Origin of the sequence: Streptomyces sp. TRM70350, from assembly GCF_019219825.1 — a bacterium.
GTDB lineage: Bacteria > Actinomycetota > Actinomycetes > Streptomycetales > Streptomycetaceae > Streptomyces.
This window is the reverse complement of sequence record NZ_JAHUXH010000013.1, coordinates 72,627-91,645: the sequence shown is the minus strand read 5'-3', so window position 1 is coordinate 91,645 and position 19,019 is coordinate 72,627. Positions and strand designations below refer to the sequence as shown.

At 70.9% G+C, this 19,019-nt stretch carries 19 protein-coding genes and 1 riboswitch; of the genes, 2 read left to right on the top strand and 17 right to left on the bottom strand.

The window, feature by feature from the left end:
- Window positions 1-73 precede the first annotated feature (73 nt).
- Entirely contained in the window at window positions 74-778 is a 705-nt protein-coding gene (locus KWI83_RS21035; protein WP_218515914.1) for an LAETG motif-containing sortase-dependent surface protein, read from the top strand.
- 432 nt (window positions 779-1,210) lie between these two features.
- Here the strand turns inward: KWI83_RS21035 and KWI83_RS21030 are convergent, their stop codons facing one another.
- The 9 genes from KWI83_RS21030 to rpsB all read right to left on the bottom strand — a co-directional run bounded on the left by KWI83_RS21030 (window position 1,211) and on the right by rpsB (window position 11,127).
- A complete protein-coding gene (locus KWI83_RS21030; RefSeq protein ID WP_218515913.1) occupies window positions 1,211-2,233 on the bottom strand; it encodes an ABC transporter ATP-binding protein in 1,023 nt (340 codons plus the stop codon).
- Entirely contained in the window at window positions 2,233-3,906 is a 1,674-nt protein-coding gene (locus KWI83_RS21025) for an iron ABC transporter permease (protein ID WP_218515912.1), read from the bottom strand. Before KWI83_RS21025 ends, KWI83_RS21030 begins: the two co-directional genes overlap by 1 nt.
- Entirely contained in the window at window positions 3,882-4,964 is a 1,083-nt protein-coding gene (locus KWI83_RS21020) for a thiamine ABC transporter substrate binding subunit (protein WP_218515911.1), read from the bottom strand. Before KWI83_RS21020 ends, KWI83_RS21025 begins: the two co-directional genes overlap by 25 nt.
- Before the next feature lie 78 nt (window positions 4,965-5,042).
- Window positions 5,043-5,161: riboswitch (TPP riboswitch) on the bottom strand.
- Window positions 5,162-5,194: 33 nt separating this feature from the next.
- Entirely contained in the window at window positions 5,195-6,301 is a 1,107-nt protein-coding gene (gene rlmN / locus KWI83_RS21015; RefSeq protein WP_218515910.1) for a 23S rRNA (adenine(2503)-C(2))-methyltransferase RlmN, read from the bottom strand.
- Between the two features lie 96 nt (window positions 6,302-6,397).
- On the bottom strand, window positions 6,398-7,522 hold the full coding sequence (locus tag KWI83_RS21010; protein ID WP_218515909.1) for a phosphatidate cytidylyltransferase: 1,125 nt from the start codon (window positions 7,520-7,522) through the stop codon (window positions 6,398-6,400).
- On the bottom strand, window positions 7,522-8,079 hold the full coding sequence (gene frr / locus KWI83_RS21005; protein ID WP_014675285.1) for a ribosome recycling factor: 558 nt from the start codon (window positions 8,077-8,079) through the stop codon (window positions 7,522-7,524). The genes KWI83_RS21010 and frr overlap by 1 nt, the downstream gene beginning before the upstream one ends.
- A 183-nt stretch (window positions 8,080-8,262) precedes the next feature.
- Window positions 8,263-9,021 carry a UMP kinase gene (pyrH, locus tag KWI83_RS21000; protein WP_218515908.1) on the bottom strand — a complete coding sequence of 253 codons (759 nt, stop codon included), beginning with the start codon at window positions 9,019-9,021 and terminating at the stop codon, window positions 8,263-8,265.
- A gap of 210 nt (window positions 9,022-9,231) precedes the next feature.
- On the bottom strand, window positions 9,232-10,068 hold the full coding sequence (tsf, locus tag KWI83_RS20995) for a translation elongation factor Ts (protein WP_218515907.1): 837 nt from the start codon (window positions 10,066-10,068) through the stop codon (window positions 9,232-9,234).
- A gap of 156 nt (window positions 10,069-10,224) precedes the next feature.
- Window positions 10,225-11,127: a 30S ribosomal protein S2 gene (gene rpsB, locus KWI83_RS20990; RefSeq protein WP_218515906.1), complete on the bottom strand. Its 903-nt coding sequence runs from the start codon at window positions 11,125-11,127 to the stop codon at window positions 10,225-10,227.
- Between the two features lie 274 nt (window positions 11,128-11,401).
- Between rpsB and KWI83_RS20985 the strand changes: the two genes are divergently transcribed.
- Window positions 11,402-11,989, top strand: a complete 588-nt coding sequence (locus tag KWI83_RS20985) for a M23 family metallopeptidase (RefSeq protein WP_218515905.1) — start codon at window positions 11,402-11,404, stop codon at window positions 11,987-11,989.
- 312 nt (window positions 11,990-12,301) lie between these two features.
- On the opposite strand, the gene KWI83_RS20980 is transcribed toward KWI83_RS20985, so the two are convergent.
- The 8 genes from KWI83_RS20980 to lepB form a co-directional block, all read right to left on the bottom strand.
- Window positions 12,302-12,856, bottom strand: a complete 555-nt coding sequence (locus tag KWI83_RS20980) for a TetR/AcrR family transcriptional regulator (protein WP_218515994.1) — start codon at window positions 12,854-12,856, stop codon at window positions 12,302-12,304.
- 94 nt (window positions 12,857-12,950) lie between these two features.
- Window positions 12,951-13,793, bottom strand: a complete 843-nt coding sequence (gene whiG / locus KWI83_RS20975; RefSeq protein WP_218515904.1) for an RNA polymerase sigma factor WhiG — start codon at window positions 13,791-13,793, stop codon at window positions 12,951-12,953.
- 283 nt (window positions 13,794-14,076) lie between these two features.
- A complete protein-coding gene (gene dprA / locus KWI83_RS20970; RefSeq protein WP_218515903.1) occupies window positions 14,077-15,237 on the bottom strand; it encodes a DNA-processing protein DprA in 1,161 nt (386 codons plus the stop codon).
- On the bottom strand, window positions 15,234-16,859 hold the full coding sequence (locus tag KWI83_RS20965) for a YifB family Mg chelatase-like AAA ATPase (RefSeq protein WP_218515902.1): 1,626 nt from the start codon (window positions 16,857-16,859) through the stop codon (window positions 15,234-15,236). Before KWI83_RS20965 ends, dprA begins: the two co-directional genes overlap by 4 nt.
- A 1-nt stretch (window position 16,860) precedes the next feature.
- Complete coding sequence (locus tag KWI83_RS20960; RefSeq protein WP_218515901.1) at window positions 16,861-17,223, bottom strand: YraN family protein; 363 nt, start codon at window positions 17,221-17,223, stop codon at window positions 16,861-16,863.
- A gap of 129 nt (window positions 17,224-17,352) precedes the next feature.
- Window positions 17,353-17,661, bottom strand: coding sequence for a DUF2469 domain-containing protein (locus KWI83_RS20955; protein WP_003993268.1), 309 nt, complete (start codon window positions 17,659-17,661; stop codon window positions 17,353-17,355).
- Between the two features lie 56 nt (window positions 17,662-17,717).
- A complete protein-coding gene (locus KWI83_RS20950; RefSeq protein WP_218515900.1) occupies window positions 17,718-18,239 on the bottom strand; it encodes an NUDIX hydrolase in 522 nt (173 codons plus the stop codon).
- On the bottom strand, window positions 18,229-18,993 hold the full coding sequence (gene lepB, locus KWI83_RS20945; protein WP_218515899.1) for a signal peptidase I: 765 nt from the start codon (window positions 18,991-18,993) through the stop codon (window positions 18,229-18,231). The genes KWI83_RS20950 and lepB overlap by 11 nt, the downstream gene beginning before the upstream one ends.
- Window positions 18,994-19,019 lie beyond the last annotated feature (26 nt).

Below are 19,019 nucleotides of genomic sequence, written 5' to 3'. Positions count from 1 at the left end.
CGGCGGTCGCTGGTGCCTCATCTCCCCCTCAACCCCCCGCAATTCGCGCATCCCATGAAGGACAAACGTGTCCATGACTCGCCGTACCGCACGTCGTTCCGTGCGCATTCTCGGTGTCACCGCCGCCTCCGCCGCGCTCGCGCTCGGCGCCGCGGGCAACGCGCTCGCCTGCACCATCGGTGATTTCTCGGCCGAAGCCACGTGCGACGGCAAGAAGGGCGTCATCACCGTCACGGACGTGGACCCCGCCGGCGTCCCGGCGACCGTCACCGTGTATCTGCAGAACAACAACGCCGACATCAAGAAGGTCGGCGAGCAGGAGGTCAAGGGCTCACGCGAGGGCACCACGATCACCTTCGCCGAGGACTGGCAGCCGAACGCGACCTACCGCATCCACGTCAAGGCCGCGCCCTACGTGGACGCGGACATCGAGCCGAACCTGGTCACCCCGGCCACCGCCTGCACGACCGAGGACACCTCGACGCCGACCCCGACCTCTTCGGAGACGGCACCGGAGCCGTCGGCCACCCCCTCGACCCCGGCCGAGTCCGCTACGCCGACCCCGTCGACCCCGTCGGCCTCCGCGGACGACAGCACCCCGCCCGCGGCCGCCGCGAGCAACGCCCCGTCGCCCGCGGCCGGTGACTCCAACCTCGCCGAGACCGGCGCCGACTCCAACACCGGCCTGATCGCCGGTATCGCGGCGGCCCTGGTGGTCGTGGGCGGCGGCGCGGTGTTCTTCGGCATGCGCCGCCGTGGGGCGGACAGCGACCGCTGACCCCTCGCGCACCGGGTGAGCAACGGTGGCCCGTCCCCTCGCCGGGGGCGGGCCATCGGCCGTACGGCAACTCTCAGCCGAACGTGGCCCGCTCCAGCCAGAACTCCAGCAACTCCCGCTCCCCCAGCACCTCCACCTCCGCACCGCCGGTAGAACGCCGGCAGCACCGGCGGCCAGTGCGGCGTGCACGGTGGACGGTGATCTCGTGGTCATCCGCCGCGCCCAGAACCCGGCGTCGGGCACCCCCGCCCGCCCCCACACCTTGGCATGCGGCCCCGCCTCCCGCAGCGTGCCCACGACCATCTCCCCGGCCGCAGTTCCACCCACATCAGGGCCTGGCCCTGTGCCGCACGCGATGGCGGGCGGCACGCAGGCGTACGCCGGTGCCGCGCATGCGAGTCGCGTCATGCCCGCACTCCACGAGCGCCCGGATCAGCCGAGCACGACGATCTCCGCCGCATCGAACTCGACGCCCACCGTCTCCCCCACCTCCGGCGCCTCGCGCAACGCACACGCCGCCTCCAAGCGGGGCGCGCCATCCACCGGTTGCAGATGTACGGCGACATGGGTGCCCTTGAACGTCCGCGCGGCCACCGTGCACCGCAGCCCGGCGTCCGCGGCCACGAGACGCACACCGGCGGGCCGTACGAGCACCGCCCCCGGCCCCTGCGCCGCGCCCTCCGGCACCGGCAGCTTCCCCCATACCGTGGCCGCGACCTGCCCGCTCACCGTCGCGCCGGCCACGTTGTCGAAGCCGAGGAAGCGCGCCACGAACTCGTCCGCGGGCCGCTGCCACACCTCAAGCGGCGTACCGGACTGCGCGATCCGCCCGTCCCGCATCACCACCACCCGGTCGGCCAGCGCGAAGGCCTCCCCCTGGTCGTGCGTCACCGCGAGCACGGTCGTCCCCAACCGCCCGAACAACTCCCTCAGTTCCACCACCAGCCGCTCCCGCAGCGACCGGTCCAGCTGCCCGAGCGGCTCGTCCAGCATCAGCAGCCGAGGCCTCGGCGCCAGCGCCCGGGCCAGCGCCACCCGCTGCTGCTCACCGCCGGACAGCGCGGCGACCGCCCGGTGTGCGGCTCCGGGCAGCCCGACCAGGTCCAGCAACTCCCGGACCCTGGAGTCCTGTTCGCCACGGGACGCCCCGCGCATGCGCAGCCCGAACGCCACGTTGCCGCCGACATCCCGCTGCGGGAACAGCTGGTGGTCCTGGAACATCAACCCCACCCCCCGCCGGTGTGCGGGCACCCCGGTCTGGTCCCGTCCGTCGAGCAACACCCGCCCGGAGTCCAGCGGTTGCAGCCCGGCCACCGCCCGCAGCAGCGTCGACTTGCCGCTGCCGCTCGGCCCGAGCACGCACACCACCTCGTGCTCGGCGACGGACAGGTCCACCCCGTCCAGCACGGCCCGCCCCCCGAACCGCACGGTCGCCTTCTCCAGGCCGAGCAGCATCAGAACTCCCCCGTCCGGTCGGTCCGCAGCCGCTCCAGCACCAGCAGCGCCACCGCGCACACCACCATCAGAATCGTCGAAAGGGCCATCGCCTGCCCGTAGTTGAGATCACCGGGCCGCCCCAGCAGCCGCGCCACGGCGACCGGCAGCGTCGGACTGTCCGGCCGCGCGATGAACACCGTCGCCCCGAACTCCCCCAGCGACACCGCGAAGGCGAACCCGGCCGCGACCAGCAACGCCCGCCGCACCATCGGCAGATCCACCTCACGCCACGCCCGCCACGGCGACGCCCCGAGCACGGCCGCCGCCTCACGCAGCCGTACGTCCACCGCCCGCAGCACCGGCAGCATGGTCCGTACGACGAACGGCACCCCGACCAGCGCCTGCGCCAGCGGCACCAGAATCCACGAGGCCCGCAGATCCAGCGGCGGTTCGTCGAGCGCGATCAGGAACCCGAACCCGACCGTCACCGCGGACACGCCCAGCGGCAGCATCAGCAGCGCGTCGAACCCGCGCACGAACCGCCCCGCGTCCCGCCGGGTCAGCGCCACGGCGGCGAGCCCGCCGACCAGCACGGCGATCGCGGTGGCGACGACGGCGTACGACAGCGAATTGCCGATCGCGTCGATCGGCGGGACCAGGAAGGTGCCGCCGTCCTCGCTGGTCAGCGCCCGGTAGTAGGCGAACCCGGGCGCGTCCAGCGACCGCTGCACCAGCACGGCCGGCGGCAGCAGAAGCAGTACGGCGACGGTGACCAGGACACCGGCCAGCAACGCCCACTGCCCTGCCCCGCGCGGCCGGCGCGCGGTCACCGACGCGTCCACCAGCCGCAGGGCGGTCTCCCGCCGCCGTACGGTCCAGGCGTGCACGGCGAGCACCGCGCCCACCGCCACGAACTGGACCATCGTCAGCACGGCGGCGGCGGTGAGGTCGAAGATCTCCGTCGTCTGCCGGTAGATCTCCACTTCGAGGGTGGAGAAGGTGGGCCCGCCGAGGATCTGCACCACACCGAAGGAGGTGAAGGTGAACAGGAAGACCATCAGCGCGGCGGCGGCCACGGCGGGCGCGAGCGCGGGCAGGGTGACGGTCCGCCAGGCGGTGAGGCGCGAGGCGCCCAGCATCCGCGCGGCCTCCTCCTGCCGTGGATCGAGCTGCGCCCAGAGCCCGCCGACCGTCCGTACCACGACCGCGTAGTTGAAGAAGACATGCGCGAGCAGGATCGCCCACACGGTGGTGTCCAGCCGTACGCCCCACAGCTCGTCCAGCAGCCCGCCCCGCCCGACCAGCGCCAGGAACGCCGTACCGACGACGACCGTCGGCAGCACGAACGGCACGGTCAGGGCCGCCCGCAGCACCTGCTTGCCGGGGAAGTCGAACCGGGCGAACACATACGCGCCGGGCAGCGCGATCAGCAGCGTCAGCGCGGTCGAGGCGAGCGCCTGCCAGGTGGTGAACCACAGCACGTGCCGGATGCCGGACTGGGTCAGTACGTCGACAAGTCGCCCGAACTGCCAGGTCCCGTCGGCCCTCAGCCCACGGCCGACGATCGCCGCGACGGGGTAGGCGAAGAAGACGGCGAAGAACGCGACGGGCAGGGCGAGAAGCCCGAGCCGCGCCGCGTTCCCGCGTGCCTTGTGGGCTACTTCGGCTACTTCAGTACGAGCGACGTCCACGACTTGACCCACTCGTCACGGTGTTCGGCGATCTTCGCCGGGTCCATGGTCTCGGGATCCTCGGCCTGCGGCCCGTACTTCACGAACTCCTCGGGCACCTGGGCGCCCTCCCGCACCGGGTAGACGAACATGTTCAGCGGCATGTCCTCCTGGAACTGCTCGCTGAGCATGAAGTCGATCAGCGCCTTGCCGCCCTCGGGGTTCTTCGCGTTGCTCAGCAGCCCGGCGTACTCGACCTGCCGGAAGCAGGTGCCGGTGGCCACGCCGGTCGGGGCGGTCTTCGGCTTCGGGTCGGCGAAGACGACCTCGGCGGGCGGCGAGGAGGCGTACGACACGACCAGCGGCCGGTCGCCGCCCGCCTTCTTGCCGCTCGCGGAACCGGAGAACTCCTCGTTGTACGCCTGCTCCCAGCCGTCGACGACCTTCACGCCGTTGGCCTTGAGCTTCTTCCAGTAGTCCGGCCAGCCGTCGTCGCCGTACTTCGCGGCCGTACCGAGCAGGAAGCCGAGGCCGGGTGAGGAGGTGGCGGCGTTCTCGGTGACGAGGAGGTTCTTGTACTGGGGCTTGATCAGGTCGTCGAGGGTCTTCGGCGGGTCCAGCTCGCGCTCGCTGAAGTAGGCCTTGTCGTAGTTGACGCAGATGTCGCCGGTGTCGACGGGCGTGACCCGGTGCTGTGCCTGGTCGGCCCGGTACTCCGGCTCGACCTGGTCGGCGTCCTTGGCCTCGTACGGCTGGAAGAGGTCGTTGTCGAGCGCGCGGGAGAGCAGGGTGTTGTCGACGCCGAAGAGGACGTCGCCCTGCGGGTTGTCCTTGGTCAGGACGGCCTTGTTGACGGCCTGGCCTGCGTCGCCGTCCTTGAGGACCCTGACCTGGTAGCCGGACTGCTTCTCGAAGGCGGCGATCACGCTCTTGGACACGACCCACGAGTCGTGGCTGACGAGGGTGACCGTCCTGGAGTCCCCGGAGCCGCCGCTGCCGGACTCGGCGGACCCGCACGCGGACAGCGTGACGAGGCCCAGCCCGACGACGACGGCTGTGAACTTCTTGGTGTTGCTCACTGATGTCCTCCTGGCTGACCAGGAAGAGACGCGGCCCTGCCCGGGACCTGAAACGGGTTCCCGGGCAGGGCGCAACAGCTTGAGTGACGACCGATCTCCCTACCCAGAATGACCTGGGCGAGGTTCAGAGGGTCTGCGGCTCACCGAAGACATGGCTGCCGCACTCTCAGCGCTGTGGCGCTCCCCTGCCGGAACATGAAGATGACTATGAAGATGTGTACGGCGTCAGACTACCGTTCGGTGGCCGCGAGCTGACCACACGCCCCGTCGATCTCCTGACCACGGGTGTCCCGGATCGTCACCGGTACACCATGCGCGGCGATGGCCTCGACGAACGCCTTCTCGTCCGCGGGCCGGGACGCGGTCCACTTGGACCCGGGCGTCGGGTTGAGCGGGATCAGATTGACGTGCACCGGCCTGCCCTTGAGCAGCCGGCCGAGCCGGTCACCGCGCCAGGCCTGGTCGTTGATGTCCCGGATCAGCGCGTACTCGATGGACAGCCGACGCCCGGACTTGGCGGCGTACTCGAACCCGGCGTCGAGGACCTCGCGCACCTTCCAGCGGGTGTTGACGGGGACGAGGGTGTCGCGCAGCTCGTCGTCGGGGGCGTGCAGCGAGATGGCGAGGCGGCACTTGAAGCCCTCGTCGGCGAACCGGTGGATCGCCGGGACGAGACCGACGGTCGACACGGTGATCCCGCGCTGCGAGAGACCGAGCCCGTCCGGCTCGGGATCGGTGAGCGCGCGGATCGCGCCGACCACCCGCTTGTAGTTGGCGAGGGGCTCCCCCATGCCCATGAAGACGATGTTGGACAGCCGCGCGGGCCCGCCCGGCACCTCGCCGTCGCGCAGCGCGCGCATCCCGTCCACGATCTGGTGCACGATCTCGGCGGTGGACAGGTTCCGATCGAGCCCGGCCTGCCCGGTGGCACAGAAGGGGCAGTTCATACCGCACCCGGCCTGCGAGCTGATGCACATGGTCACCCGGTCCGGGTACCGCATCAGCACCGACTCGACGAGCGTCCCGTCGAACAGCCGCCACAGCGTCTTGCGGGTGGTGCCCTGGTCCGTCGACTGATGCCGTACGACGGTCATCAGCTCGGGGAGCAACGCCTCCCGCAGCTTCCCCCGCGAGGCGGCCGGGATGTCGGTCCACTGTTCCGGCTCGTGCGCGTACCGCGCGAAGTAGTGCTGCGAGAGCTGCTTGGCACGAAACGGCTTCTCACCGATCTCGGCAACGGCTTCCTTGCGCTCGGCAGGCGTGAGATCGGCGAGATGCCGCGGCGGCTTCTTGGCTCCGCGCGGGGCGACGAAAGTGAGTTCTCCGGGCTTAGGCATGGCTCAACCAGTGTCGCAGATCAAATCACCCGCCCGTGCGGCCAAGCCAGAGCCCCCGCCCGGAGAGGGCAGGGGCTCTCCAGCCCACCCGACGGCTCAGCCGGACCCCACGAACAGCACCAGCAACAACCACACCACCGGCGCCGTAGGCAGCAGCGAGTCCAGCCGGTCCATGATGCCGCCGTGCCCCGGCAGCAGCGTGCCCATGTCCTTGATGCCCAGGTCGCGCTTGATCATCGACTCGCCGAGGTCGCCCAGCGTCGCGCTGGCGGCGACCGCGAGGCCCACGAGCAGGCCCTGCCACCACGTGCCGTCGTCGATCAGGAACTGCATGCACAGCGCACCGGCGGCCATGGCGAAGCTGACCGCGCCGACCAGGCCCTCACGGGTCTTGCCGGGACTGATGCGCGGGGCGAGCTTGTGCCGCCCGAAGCGCCAGCCCACGGCGTAGGCGCCCGTGTCGCTGACCACGGTGAGCAGCAGGAACATGAAGACCCGCTGCGGCCCGTCCTGCGCGGTCAGCATCATCGCGACGAACGTCGCCAGGAACGGGACGTAGAAGGCCGCGAAGACCCCGGCCGTGACGTCCTTGAGATAGTTCTCCGGCGGTTCCGTCATCCGCCAGACCAGCACCGCCAGCGCGGTGAGCGCCATCGCCATCCACGCGCCCTCGGCGCCCCGCACATACCCGGCGACGACCATCGCCGCACCACCGACCGCGAGCGGCACCAGCGGCGCGTGAATGCCCTTGCGCTCCTGAAGCCGCTTCGTCAGCTCCCACAGGCCCACCACGACGGCCACCGCCACGACCCCGACGAACACCGCCTTGACGATGAACAGGGACGCGAGGATCACCGCACCGAGCCCGACCCCGACCCCTATCGCCGCACCCAGGTCGCGGCCCGCACTCTTCTTCTGCGGTGCGGGCGCCGGATGCGGGGCGTCGTGCATGGGCTCCGGATTCTGCGGCACCGCACCGTAGGTCGGCGCCGACGGGCTCTCGTCGCGGAACAAGGGGCCGCTCAGCCGAGCGGCCCCCCGGTCGTCATCCTGGTCTCCGCCATGTGCGGATACGTCGGGCACGATGGGCATGGGGCGAGTCTGCTGCGCGTCATGCGCATCGTACGTGGGACCCGCCGGGGCGGCCCGCTGGACAGGCCCCCGGTCGGACGGCCCCCAGTACCCGGCGTGGGGCGGCGCCCCCCAGGGAGAGTCGTTCATCAGACCTCGAGCAGCTCGGCTTCCTTGTGCTTGAGCAGCTCGTCGACCTGGGCGACGTACTTCGCCGTGGTGTCGTCGAGCTCCTTCTCCGCACGACGGCCCTCGTCCTCGCCGACCTCACCGTCCTTGATGAGCTTGTCGATCGCGTCCTTGGCCTTGCGGCGAACGGAGCGGATGGACACCTTGGCGTCCTCGCCCTTGCCCTTGGCGACCTTGATGTACTCGCGCCGGCGCTCCTCGGTCAGCTCGGGGAACACCACACGGATGATGTTGCCGTCGTTGCTCGGGTTGACGCCCAGGTCGGAGTCGCGGATCGCCTGCTCGATGTTGCGCAGCGCGCTCTTGTCGAACGGGGTGACGACGGCCATGCGCGGCTCCGGCACGGAGAACGAAGCCAACTGGTTGATCGGCGTCGGCGCGCCGTAGTAGTCGGCCACGATCTTGTTGAACATCGCCGGGTGCGCACGGCCGGTGCGGATCGCGGCGAAGTCCTCCTTGGCGACCACGACGGCCTTCTCCATTTTCTCCTCGGCCTCGAGGAGGGTCTCTTCGATCACCACTTGCTCCTGCGTGTCTTGAGTAGGCCCGGCTGCGGTTGCTTGGCGGCGGCGGCCGGCTGCGTCGCGTCTTCTTCCTGCACGGTTCCCGACCGACAGGACATTGTCCATCCCCCGGCCAGGCTCCGTCCCGTCCGTCCCCCGGACAGGTGGCGTCCGGCGGACTGCGTGGCTGAAACCCGGTCAGCCCCGGCTGCCCTGCTCACCCACCAGCGTGCCGATCTTCTCACCCTTGACGGCGCGGGCGATGTTGCCCTCCTTCAGCAGCTCGAAGACCACGATCGGCAGCTTGTTGTCGCGGCACAGCGTGATGGCGGTGGCGTCGGCGACCTTCAGGTCGCGGGTGATGACCTCGCCGTAGCCGAGCGAGTCGAACTTGACCGCGTCCGGGTTGGTCTTCGGGTCGGAGTCGTAGACCCCGTCCACCCCGTTCTTGCCCATCAGCAGGGCCTCGGCGTCGATCTCCAGGGCGCGCTGGGCGGCGGTGGTGTCGGTGGAGAAGTACGGCATGCCCATACCGGCGCCGAAGATGACCACGCGGCCCTTCTCCAGGTGCCGTACGGCGCGCAGCGGGATGTACGGTTCGGCGACCTGCCCCATGGTGATGGCGGTCTGCACCCGGCACTGGATGCCCTCCTTCTCCAGGAAGTCCTGGAGGGCGAGGCAGTTCATCACGGTGCCGAGCATGCCCATGTAGTCGGAGCGGGCGCGGTCCATGCCGCGCTGCTGGAGTTCGGCACCGCGGAAGAAGTTGCCGCCGCCGATCACGACCGCGATCTGCGCGCCGTCGCGTACGACGGCGGCGATCTCGCGCGCCATGGCGTGCACCACGTCCGGGTCGACGCCCAGGCCCCCGCCGCCGGAGAAGGCCTCTCCGGACAGCTTCAGCAGAAACCGGCCGCGTACTTTGCCGTCGTCGCTCTTGTGGGGCTTGGTGGTCATGGGGTTCTCGCCTCTTTTACGGGTTGCACATACGAGGAAGGCCATTGCCGGTGGTGGGTTTCTCATCCCCTACGCGGCAATGGCCTCCTCGTCAGATCTGCTGTCGTCCGTCACCCGCGCGTGCGCGCCGGCCCACGTGAGTGACGCGGACGACTGCGGTCGACCCTAGCGGCATTCCGCCCCGGGCCGCGCGTCGATCGCGGTACGGACTCAGATGCCGACCTTGATGCGCGTGAAGCGCTTCAGGGTGACACCGGCCTCGTCCAGGACCTTCTGGACGGACTTCTTGTTGTCCAGGGCGTACGGCTGGCCGAGCAGCGTGGCGTCCTTGAAGAAGCCGTTCAGACGACCCTCGACGATCTTGGCGATCGCGGCCTCGGGCTTGCCCTCGGCGCGGGTGGTCTCCTCGGCGATCCGGCGCTCGGTCTCGACGACCTCGGCCGGGACGTCCTCCTTGGAGAGGTACTTCGGCGCGAAGGCGGCGATGTGCTGCGCGACGCCCTTGGCGACCTCGGCGTTCGGCTTGTCGAACTCGACGAGCACACCGATCTGCGGCGGCAGGTCGGGCATCGTGCGGTGCATGTACGCCGTCACGTAGCCGTCGGAGAACTGCGCGAAGCGGTCCAGGACGATCTTCTCGCCGAGGTTGGCGTTGGCCTCGTCCACGAACGCCTGGACGGTCTTGCCGGGCTCGATCTCGGAGGCGAGCAGGGCCTCGAGGTCGGCCGGGGAGGTCTTGGCGACGTGCTCGGCGATGGCCCGGGCCGCGGCCTGGAACTTCTCGCCCTTGGCGACGAAGTCCGTCTCGCACTTCAGCTCGACCAGGACGCCGGAGGAGTTGTCGTCGGCGATGATGGAGACCACGGCGCCGTTCTCGGCGGAGCGGCCCTCACGCTTGGCGACGCCCTTCTGGCCCTTGATGCGCAGCGCCTCGACGGCCTTCTCGACGTTGCCCTCGGCCTCGTCCAGCGCCTTCTTGCAGTCCATCATGCCGGCGCCGGTGAGCTCGCGGAGCTTCTTGACGTCGGCGGCGGTGTAGTTCGCCATGAGTCTGTGAATCTTTCTCGAAGTCTGGAAGATCGAAGATCTACGGGGTTCGCGCCCCCCATGTAGGCGGGGGGCGCTGTCCTTCCGCTGACCTACGGGTGAACGGCGGGAGCGGACTTCATGTCACCGCCCCCGCCGCAAACCTTCAGGAGGTCGTCAGGCCTGCTCGCCCTCGGCGGCCGGAGCCTCGGCGGCCTCCGCGGCCGGAGCCTCCGCGGCCGGAGCCTCCGCGGCGGGCGCCTCGGCGGCGGGCGCCTCGGCGGCGGCCGGGGCCTCCTCGGCCTTCTTCTCACCCTCGAGCAGGTCGCGCTCCCACTCGGCAAGCGGCTCACCCTCGGCCTTCTCGCCCTTGCCCTCACCGGCACCACCGGAGCGGGCGATCAGGCCCTCGGCGACGGCGTCGGCGATCACGCGGGTGAGCAGGGTGACGGAGCGGATCGCGTCGTCGTTGCCCGGGATCTTGTAGTCGACCTCGTCCGGGTCACAGTTGGTGTCGAGGATGGCGACGACCGGGATGTTCAGCTTCCGGGCCTCACCGACAGCAATGTGCTCCTTCTTGGTGTCCACGATCCAGACGGCGCTGGGCACCTTCTGCATCTCGCGGATACCGCCGAGGGTCTTCTCCAGCTTGGCCTTCTCGCGCGAGAGGACGAGAAGCTCCTTCTTGGTCAGACCGGAGGACGCGACGTCCTCGAAGTCGATCTGCTCAAGCTCCTTCAGGCGCTGCAGACGCTTGTAGACGGTCGAGAAGTTGGTGAGCATGCCGCCCAGCCAGCGCTGGTTGACGTAGGGCATGCCGACGCGGGTGGCCTGCTCGGCGATGGCCTCCTGCGCCTGCTTCTTCGTGCCGACGAACATGACCGTGCCGCCGTGGGCGACGGTCTCCTTGACGAACTCGTAGGCGCGGTCGATGTACGACAGCGACTGGAGCAGGTCGATGATGTAGATGCCGTTGCGCTCGGTGAAGATGAAGCGCTTCATCTTCGGGTTCCAGCGACGGGTCTGGTGACCGAAGTGGACGCCGCTCTCCAGCAGCTCCCGCATCGTGACGACGGCCATGGCCGTATCTCCTTGAATGTTCTCGGTTGTGCCGCGGATGCCGGACGGCTCCCGCGCCTGACGCCCACGTGCGCCGTGCCACGAAGGACCGAGAGGCGCTGATACGGACCGTCTCCGGTGGCCGTATCGGGGCGTGCGAAGTCGACCCGGTGACCCGGATCGCCACCAGAAGTGTACGGGACCGTCGACCCGCCGGGTGACGCCGCTGTCCACAACCCGTCAGTACTCCACAGGCTCGGGCCCGGATCGCGGCTGATACGGCACGGTTCGGTCCATGCGAGCGAAGCGATGCGCACGAGTGACGTGGGCGCTACTCCTGGCCGTGGCGCCGGTGCTCCTGACCCCTGCGGCCGACGCGGCCGACCCACCGACGTCGGCCCCGACGAGGGCGGACGCCCCGGTACCGGCGATCGGCCGCACCTGGCCCGTGGGCACCCGCCCGCCGGTTCTCCGAGGTTGGGAGCCCCCGGCGACGCGCTACGGCCGTGGCCACCGGGGCGTGGACCTGACGGCCCCACCGGGAACACCTGTACGAGCCATCGCCCCGGGCCGGGTCTCGTACGCGGGCCGGGTGGCCGGGAAGGGCGTGGTGTCGGTGGAACTCACGGGAACGGGGGACCCGCCCCTGCGGACGACGTACGAGCCGGTACGGGCGTCGGTGAGGAAGGGCGACGAGGTGGCGGCGGGGGATGTGGTCGGCACGGTGGAGCCGAGGGGCTCCCACTGCACGACCCCGTGCGTCCACTGGGGCCTACGCAGAGGTGATACGTACCTGGACCCGCTGTCCGCACTCCCACCGTGGCTCCTACGACGGGGACCGTCCCGACTGTTGCCCGTACTGGGGGTGCCGCTCCCGACGTAGCCGAGCCCGCGGGCCTGCCAGCCGCAAGGCCGTCAGTCCGTGTCTGTCCAATCCGGCGGGCATGCGCGCCGCCGGGCCGTCAGTCCGTGAATCCCGCGAGCATGCGCGCCGCCAGGCCGTCAGTCCGCGGGCATTCGTGCCGCCAAGGGCGGCACGGGTGGGCGCGGGCGGCACCCCGTAGCGCCGGGCTGCGCACCCCACCCCCGCTCAGCCACAGCCACAGCCACAGCCACAGCCACAGCCACAGCCACAGCCACAGCCACAGCCACAGCCAACGATGAGCCGCGAACGCCGCTCAGCCCCAGCCAACCTTCAGCGGCGCACGCCCCGAAGCACCATCCCGACCGCAGCCTCCGCCACCACCGACGGCTCCTCCACGCCCAGCTCGATCCGCCGCACGGCCGAGTCCACAACGCCCTGCACCAGCATCGCCGCCAGCCGGGGCTCCGCGTGCCCCATCTCCCGCAGCGCCTCCACGATCATCGCCACGAGCCCCCCGTGCGCCGCCCGGATCTTCTCCCGGGCCCCGGCGTCCAGCTCACTCGCGGAGATCGCCACGACAGCTCGGTGCCGCCGGTCCCCCACCAGCGCGAGCTGCGCCCGCACATACGCCTCGACCTTGGCCTCGGCACCGTCCACCGCGGCCATCGCCGCCTCGACCTCCGCCGCCCAGACCGGGAAGTCGACCGCGCACAGCTCCTCGACCACGGCGGCCCGCGACCGGAAGTACTCGTACACGGACGACCGCGCAAGCCCCGTCCGCTCGGCGAGGGCCGGGAAGGTCAGCGCCTCCGTCCCACCCTCGGACAGCAGGGAGCGAGCCGCGTCCAGCAGGGCGGCTCGCTGCATCGACCGGTGCTCGGCCACGGAGGCCGCTCGAATCCTAGGCACGCCGACCACTTTACGGACGCGCCACCCCGGGCGGGAGTGCAGCGCACCATCCCACCGGCGTTCGGCCAGGTCAACGGCCGAACCCGGCCAGTTTCGCGCGCAACTGCAGCACGGACTTGGTGTGGATCTGGCTCACCCGGCTCTCGGTCACCCCCAGCACATTGCCGATCTCGGCGAGCGTGAGCCCCTCGTAGTAGTACAGCGTGACCACGGTCTTCTCCCGCTCGGGCAGCGTGTTGATCGCCCGCGCCAGGAACCGCCGCAGCTCCCGGTCCTCGGCCACCTCCACCGGGTTGTCGGCGGCGGTGTCCTCCAGCGTGTCCATGACGCTCAGTCCGTCGCCGCCGTCGCCCCCGACGTGCAGCAGTTCCTCCAGCGCCACCACGTTGGCCAGCGACAGCTGGCTGAAAACAGCGTGCAGTTCTTCCACCGGGATGCCCAGCTCGGCGGCCACCTCCCCCTCGCTCGGCGTCCGCCGCAGCCGCGCCTCCAGCGTCGCGTACGCCCGCTCCACGTTCCGCGCCTTCTGCCGCACCGACCGCGGGATCCAGTCCAGCGCCCGCAGCTCGTCGATCATCGCGCCCCGGATCCGCGTGATCGCGTACGTCTCGAACTTGATCTCCCGGTCGATGTCGAACTTCTCGATCGCGTCGATCAGCCCGAACACCCCGGACGACACGAAGTCCGCCTGCTCGACATTGGGCGGCAGCCCCACGCTCACCCGCCCGGCCACGTATTTCACCAGCGGGGAGTAGTGCAGAATCAGCTGCTCCCGCAGCCGCTCGTCCCCCGTCTCCTTGTACGTCCGCCAGAGCTCGTCGAGCGTCGAGGGAGCGGGCGGCCGATCGCTGCCACCGTCGCGGGCGGCTGGGGGGATCGCCGCCCTGTCGGACCCGGAGGTGTGCTGGGGCATTCGTCGCCTTGTGCCGTTCTGCCGTGAAGGGTGGTACTGGGTGAGCTGTCGCTCTGGTGTCGAGTTGCCGGACTGTTTGCCGGACTGTGTCGGGGATCCTCGTGAGCGTAGCGTGACTGAAGAGTCGCGGTGTGCGAAGGAAGGGGCGGGCACCGTACGCAGAAACGTTCCACAGAGCGCTCCGCCGCGTCATGACGGTCGCTCTCCGTGACCGCCACGCCCCGCCAACTGCCGGATTTCCCAAGGACATCGGGATTCCCCCGGACGGCCGAACTACGCTCGGTCAGCATCCGTCCCGCCCGCTGCGAAGGGAGATCATCGCCTGGCGTGTCAACTTCCAGCCGTCGCCGTGTCGTTCGACGTAACCAAGTGCCCTGAGTTCGTACAGCCTCGCGATCGCATCGTCCTCGGTCGTCGGCGCGTCGCGCGCGATCTCCTCGGCGGTGGCGGTCCCGCGCCCGGGCAGCGCGGCCAGGACGTGCCGAGTGCCGGGCGCCAGCAGGTCGCGCGGCAGCACCGGCCCGCGCCGGACGGGGGCCAGCTCCCCCATGTCGCCGACCAGCTCGACGACCTCGGCCGCGTCGGTGACCAGCGTCGCCTCGCCGCGCAGCAGCTCGTGCACCCCGGCCGACTGCGCACTGGTGGCCGGGCCGGGCACGCCCATGGTGTGCCGTCCCAGCCGCTGCGCCGCCCGCGCGGTGACGAGGGAACCGCTGCGGTGGGCTGCCTCGACGACCACGGTTCCCCTGGTCAACGCGGCGATAACCCGGTTGCGCACGATGAACCGGCTGGGCGTCGGGTGATCCCCCGGCGGCAGCTCTCCCACGACCAGCCCCTGCTCGGCGATTCTGCCGATGAGCTGGGTGTGCCCGCGTGGATAGGGCCGGTCGACACCACAGGCCAGGACGGCGACGGTGGCACCGCCCGCGCCGAGGGCGCCCCGGTGGGCGGCGCCGTCGACGCCGTAGGCGCCACCGGAGACGACCACCCAGCCGCGCTCGGCGAGGCCGGAGGCGAGGGTGACGGCCATGTGGGCGCCGTACTCGGTGCAGGCCCGGGCGCCCACGACGGCGACGGATCGCAGCGCCCACATCCGCAGACTGGCCCGCCCCCGCACCCAGAGTCCCAGCGGCCGGCCATCCCCCAGGTCGTCGAGCTGTCCCGGCCACTCGGCCTCCCCCGGGCGCACGAACCGCACCCCGGCCGCCCGAGCCACCTCGAGATCCCGCTCCGGCTCGGCCCGCCGAGCCCGCGCCAGCAACCCGGTCCACCGCTTGTCACTCACCCCGACCAACGGCACCCCTCCGCCCCGCAACCGCCGCACCACCTCACCAACCCCCAGCTCCCGCACCCACCGCCCGGCGACCTCGTCACCGGGCTCCAGCACACGCGTGAGGAAGATCCGGCCGAGCAGCTCGTCGTCGCAGTCGTCGCCGCCGGTCACGTCAGCGCCCCGATGGCCATCGGCACACCGCGTGGAACGCCGGTGCGCAGTTGCAGCGCCAGGGCCACGTCCGTCGCGTCCGGCCGGTCGTGTCCCACGAGGTCCGCCACGGTCCAGGCGACCCGCAGGACCCGGTCGAGACCGCGGGCCGTGAGCACGCCCCGCTCCAGATTGCGTTCGGCCTCGTCCATCGCTCCGATCGCGGCGTACCAGCGGCTGCGCAGCTCCCGGCCGGGCACCTCGCTGTTCGTCCGCCACGGAGTGCCCGCGAGGCGAGCGGCCGCCCGTTCCCGGGCCGCGCGCACCCGTTCGGCGACGGCCGCTGTGGGCTCGCCGCGAGCGCCGCGGCCGGTGAGCTCGGCCCGCGTGACACGGTCCACCTCGACGCGGAGGTCGACCCGGTCCAGCAGCGGTCCCGACAGCCGGGCCTGGTAGCGGCGGATCGCCGAGGGTGGGCACTCGCACAGGTCGTCGCGCTGGGAGAAGCGCCCGCACGGGCAGGGGTTGGCGGCGAGGACCATCAGGAACTTCGCCGGGAACCGCACCACGCCCGCGCTGCGGGCGATCACGACATGCCCCGCCTCCAGGGGTTGCCGCAGGGCGTCGAGGGCCTGGCTGTTGAACTCCGGCGTCTCGTCGAGGAACAGCACCCCTCGGTGCGAGAGCGACACCGCGCCGGGCCGGGCGATGCCGGCGCCGCCGCCGACGAGCGCCTGCATGGTGGTCGAGTGGTGCGGGGCGCAGTACGGGGCGACGTCGATCAGCGGCTTGCCGGGCGGCAGCAGCCCGGCCACCGAGTGCACCGCCGTGACCTCCAGCGACTCCTCGCGGGTGAGCCGGGGCAGAATCCCCGGCAGCCGCTCCGCGAGCATCGTCTTGCCGGCGCCGGGCGGTCCCTCCAGGAACAGGTGATGTCCCCCGGCCGCGGCGACCTCCACCGCCGTGCGCGCCGAGATCTGGCCCACGACGTCGGCCAGGTCGTGCCCGTGGTCCTGCTGGGCGGCTCCGACGCTGTGCATGCCCGTGGCCGAGCCGGTGCCCGGGACACGCAGCCCGGCGAGCAGGGGGTCGGGGCGGCCGTGCGCATCCGGTTCCTCTTCCGGCACGGGCTCGTCCGCGAGGACCGCGATCAGCTGCCGCAGACTGCGGACGCCGAGCACGGACACCCCGGGGACCAGTGACGCCTCGGCGGCCGCGCACTCGGGCACGACCACCTGCTCATAGCCCGCGTTCGCCGCCGCCAGCACGGCCGGCAGGATGCCACGCACCGGCCGCACCCGTCCGTCCAGGCCGAGCTCTCCGATCATCACGATGTCGGCGAGCACCCGTGGATCGATCCGCTCACTGGCCCCCAGCACCGCGCAGGCGACGGCCAGGTCGAACCCACTGCCGGCCTTCGGTACGGACGCCGGGCTGAGTCCGACCGTGAGCTTCTTCTGCGGCCACTCGGCGCCGGAATTCACCACAGCCGCCCGCACCCGATCCCGGCTCTCGGTCAGGCTCTTGTCCGGCAGCCCCACCAGTGTGAACGCGGCGACGCCCGGCTCCAGGTCGGCCTGGACCTCCACCACCACGCCCTCGACGCCGACGAGGGCGACGGAGCACGTACGCGCGAAGCCCATCTCAGGCCACCCCCCGCGCGTGTTCGACCACGGGCGCGCCCCGGTCGGGCAGGACGACGCCGATCAGGTCGATGCGGACGCCTCCCGGTGGTGCTCCTCCGTGGGTGTGGATCCAGCGTTCGGCGAGGCCGCGCAGCCGCTCGGCCTTCTCCTGCGGCACCGCCGCCATCGGATGCTGGAACCGGCCGGCCCTGCGTGTCTTCACCTCGCAGACGACCAGGACGTCCCCGTCCCGCGCCACGATGTCGATCTCACCGGTCCTGCCACAGCGCCAGTTGCGCTCCAGGACCGTCATTCCGGCCGCCGCCAGCCGTCGGGCGGCCAGTTCCTCGCCGTACCTGCCGAGTGCGTCTCGTGCGTTCATGTCGGCACCTCCTCCGGCGCCAACGGTCACGCATCCACCACCAAGAAGTGGATCTTGGTGGGCTACTCAGCGGTTGTGGACAACTTCGTCACCCACACGGGCGACGAAGGCCGCGCCAGTCGCGGCTCATCACCCACTCGGCAGTTCGAGATCGCTCTTGTTCAGCTCCTCGATGTTCACGTCCTTGAACGTGAGGACACGCACCTGCTTCACGAACCGAGCCGGTCGGTACATGTCCCACACCCAGGCGTCCGCCATGGACACCTCGAAGAACACCTCTCCCTGGACCGAGTGCACCTGCATCTCGTAGTCGTTGGTCAGGTAGAAGCGCCGCTCGGTCTCGATCACGTATTTGAACAGACCGACGACATCGCGGTACTCCCGGTAGAGCTTGAGCTCCATCTCGGTCTCGTACTTTTCGAGGTCCTCGGCGCTCATGGCATGTTCCCCTTCAGCCGTGCGATCCCACCATTGTGCGCCAGTCCCGTGAGCCCCTAGACGATTTCCGTGTCAAGGATCTCGGGCCTGGCGGGGGGACCTTCGTCGAGCAGCCTGCGCAGCAGCTCGGCGAGTCTGGTCGGATACACAGTCTCATGAGCCCGGGTCAGTTCCTCACATGTCCACCACCGGGCTCCCACGACACTGCGTCGCTCCAGCTCGGTGAGGGCGACGGCCGCCGTCGCCGTCTGAGTGGTGCGGGCCAGGTAGTACCACTCGTCCTGGTCCCAGCGGCGCCCGGCGAACGGGAAGGAGCACATCCGCCGCCACAGCACCGGACCGAGTTGGACCTCTGTGATTCCCGTCTCCTCCGCGAGTTCCCGCAGCGCGGCCTCCTCACGGGTCTCCTCGCCCTCCAGTCCGCCGCCCGGCGTGAACCACCAGTCGTCCGCCGGATCGTCCGGCTCGTGGCCGTGCAGCAGCAGGATCCGGTCGTCCGCGTCGAGCAGCACGACCCGCGCCACCTTGCGCGTACGGTCGCCGACGAGCTCGTACCCCTCCGTGGCCTCAGCGGGCACCGGCGGGCCCCGTCCTCGCCCGGGACCCCAGCCGCTTCGCGACCGGCCCGTACGCGGCGCCACCGAGCACCAGCACGGCGCCTACGACGATCATGGCGCCGATCGTCCGCAGCGGCCCCGGCGCGGACAGACTGCCGAGGGCCTCGAAGCCCGTGGGGCGTGCCAGCATGCCGTTCATGGGCCAGACGACGGCGTCCACCCGGCCGGAGACGTCGTCGCGGGCCACGGTGCCGCTCGCGGCGTCCGTGAGGTGGGCGGTGGAGTCCAGCGAGCCGTGCCGCTCGTCACCGAGCAGGAAGAGCCGCCCCTCGGGCACGGTCACCCCGAAGTTCATGTCCGAGGCCCGCTGTCCCTCGGACAGATACGGTTCGTCGATCTCCTTGCCGTTGACGGTGAGCCTGCCGTCCTGGCAGCAGGCGACCTTGTCGCCGCCGACGGCCACCACCCGCTTGATCAGCGGCGCGTCGCCCCAGGTCTTGTCCTTGAAGACGACGACGTCACCGCGGCGCACATCGGCGCCGTCGACGCGCTGCGCCAGCACCCGGTCGCCCGCGTCGATGGTCGGCGTCATGGAGCCGGTGGGCACGGTGTACGGCAGATAGGTCACCGCTCCCCAGCCGAAGCCGCCCAGGAACAGCACGAGGCCCAGCGCGACCGCCAGTCCGGACAACCGCTGCCCGATCCGGCCGCCCGCCGGGCCCTTGCTCGTCCCACCGTTCCGCGGGGCCGTACGTGTCGCGCTCTCGCCACCCATGGATCCGCACCCTACCCGGCGGTACC

What these genes read in the sequence shown, in the direction of transcription:
- whiG (WP_218515904.1), bottom strand. Translation starts at nt 13,793, where the DNA reads ATGCCCCAGCACACCTCCGGGTCCGACAGGGCGGCGATCCCCCCAGCC.
- KWI83_RS21030 (WP_218515913.1), bottom strand. Translation starts at nt 2,233, where the DNA reads ATGCTGCTCGGCCTGGAGAAGGCGACCGTGCGGTTCGGGGGGCGGGCC.
- pyrH (WP_218515908.1), bottom strand. Translation starts at nt 9,021, where the DNA reads ATGACCACCAAGCCCCACAAGAGCGACGACGGCAAAGTACGCGGCCGG.
- KWI83_RS20985 (WP_218515905.1), top strand. Translation starts at nt 11,402, where the DNA reads ATGCGAGCGAAGCGATGCGCACGAGTGACGTGGGCGCTACTCCTGGCC.
- rpsB (WP_218515906.1), bottom strand. Translation starts at nt 11,127, where the DNA reads ATGGCCGTCGTCACGATGCGGGAGCTGCTGGAGAGCGGCGTCCACTTC.
- KWI83_RS20960 (WP_218515901.1), bottom strand. Translation starts at nt 17,223, where the DNA reads ATGAACGCACGAGACGCACTCGGCAGGTACGGCGAGGAACTGGCCGCC.
- KWI83_RS21035 (WP_218515914.1), top strand. Translation starts at nt 74, where the DNA reads ATGACTCGCCGTACCGCACGTCGTTCCGTGCGCATTCTCGGTGTCACC.
- lepB (WP_218515899.1), bottom strand. Translation starts at nt 18,993, where the DNA reads ATGGGTGGCGAGAGCGCGACACGTACGGCCCCGCGGAACGGTGGGACG.
- KWI83_RS20955 (WP_003993268.1), bottom strand. Translation starts at nt 17,661, where the DNA reads ATGAGCGCCGAGGACCTCGAAAAGTACGAGACCGAGATGGAGCTCAAG.
- KWI83_RS21010 (WP_218515909.1), bottom strand. Translation starts at nt 7,522, where the DNA reads ATGAACGACTCTCCCTGGGGGGCGCCGCCCCACGCCGGGTACTGGGGG.
- KWI83_RS20965 (WP_218515902.1), bottom strand. Translation starts at nt 16,859, where the DNA reads ATGGGCTTCGCGCGTACGTGCTCCGTCGCCCTCGTCGGCGTCGAGGGC.
- rlmN (WP_218515910.1), bottom strand. Translation starts at nt 6,301, where the DNA reads ATGCCTAAGCCCGGAGAACTCACTTTCGTCGCCCCGCGCGGAGCCAAG.
- tsf (WP_218515907.1), bottom strand. Translation starts at nt 10,068, where the DNA reads ATGGCGAACTACACCGCCGCCGACGTCAAGAAGCTCCGCGAGCTCACC.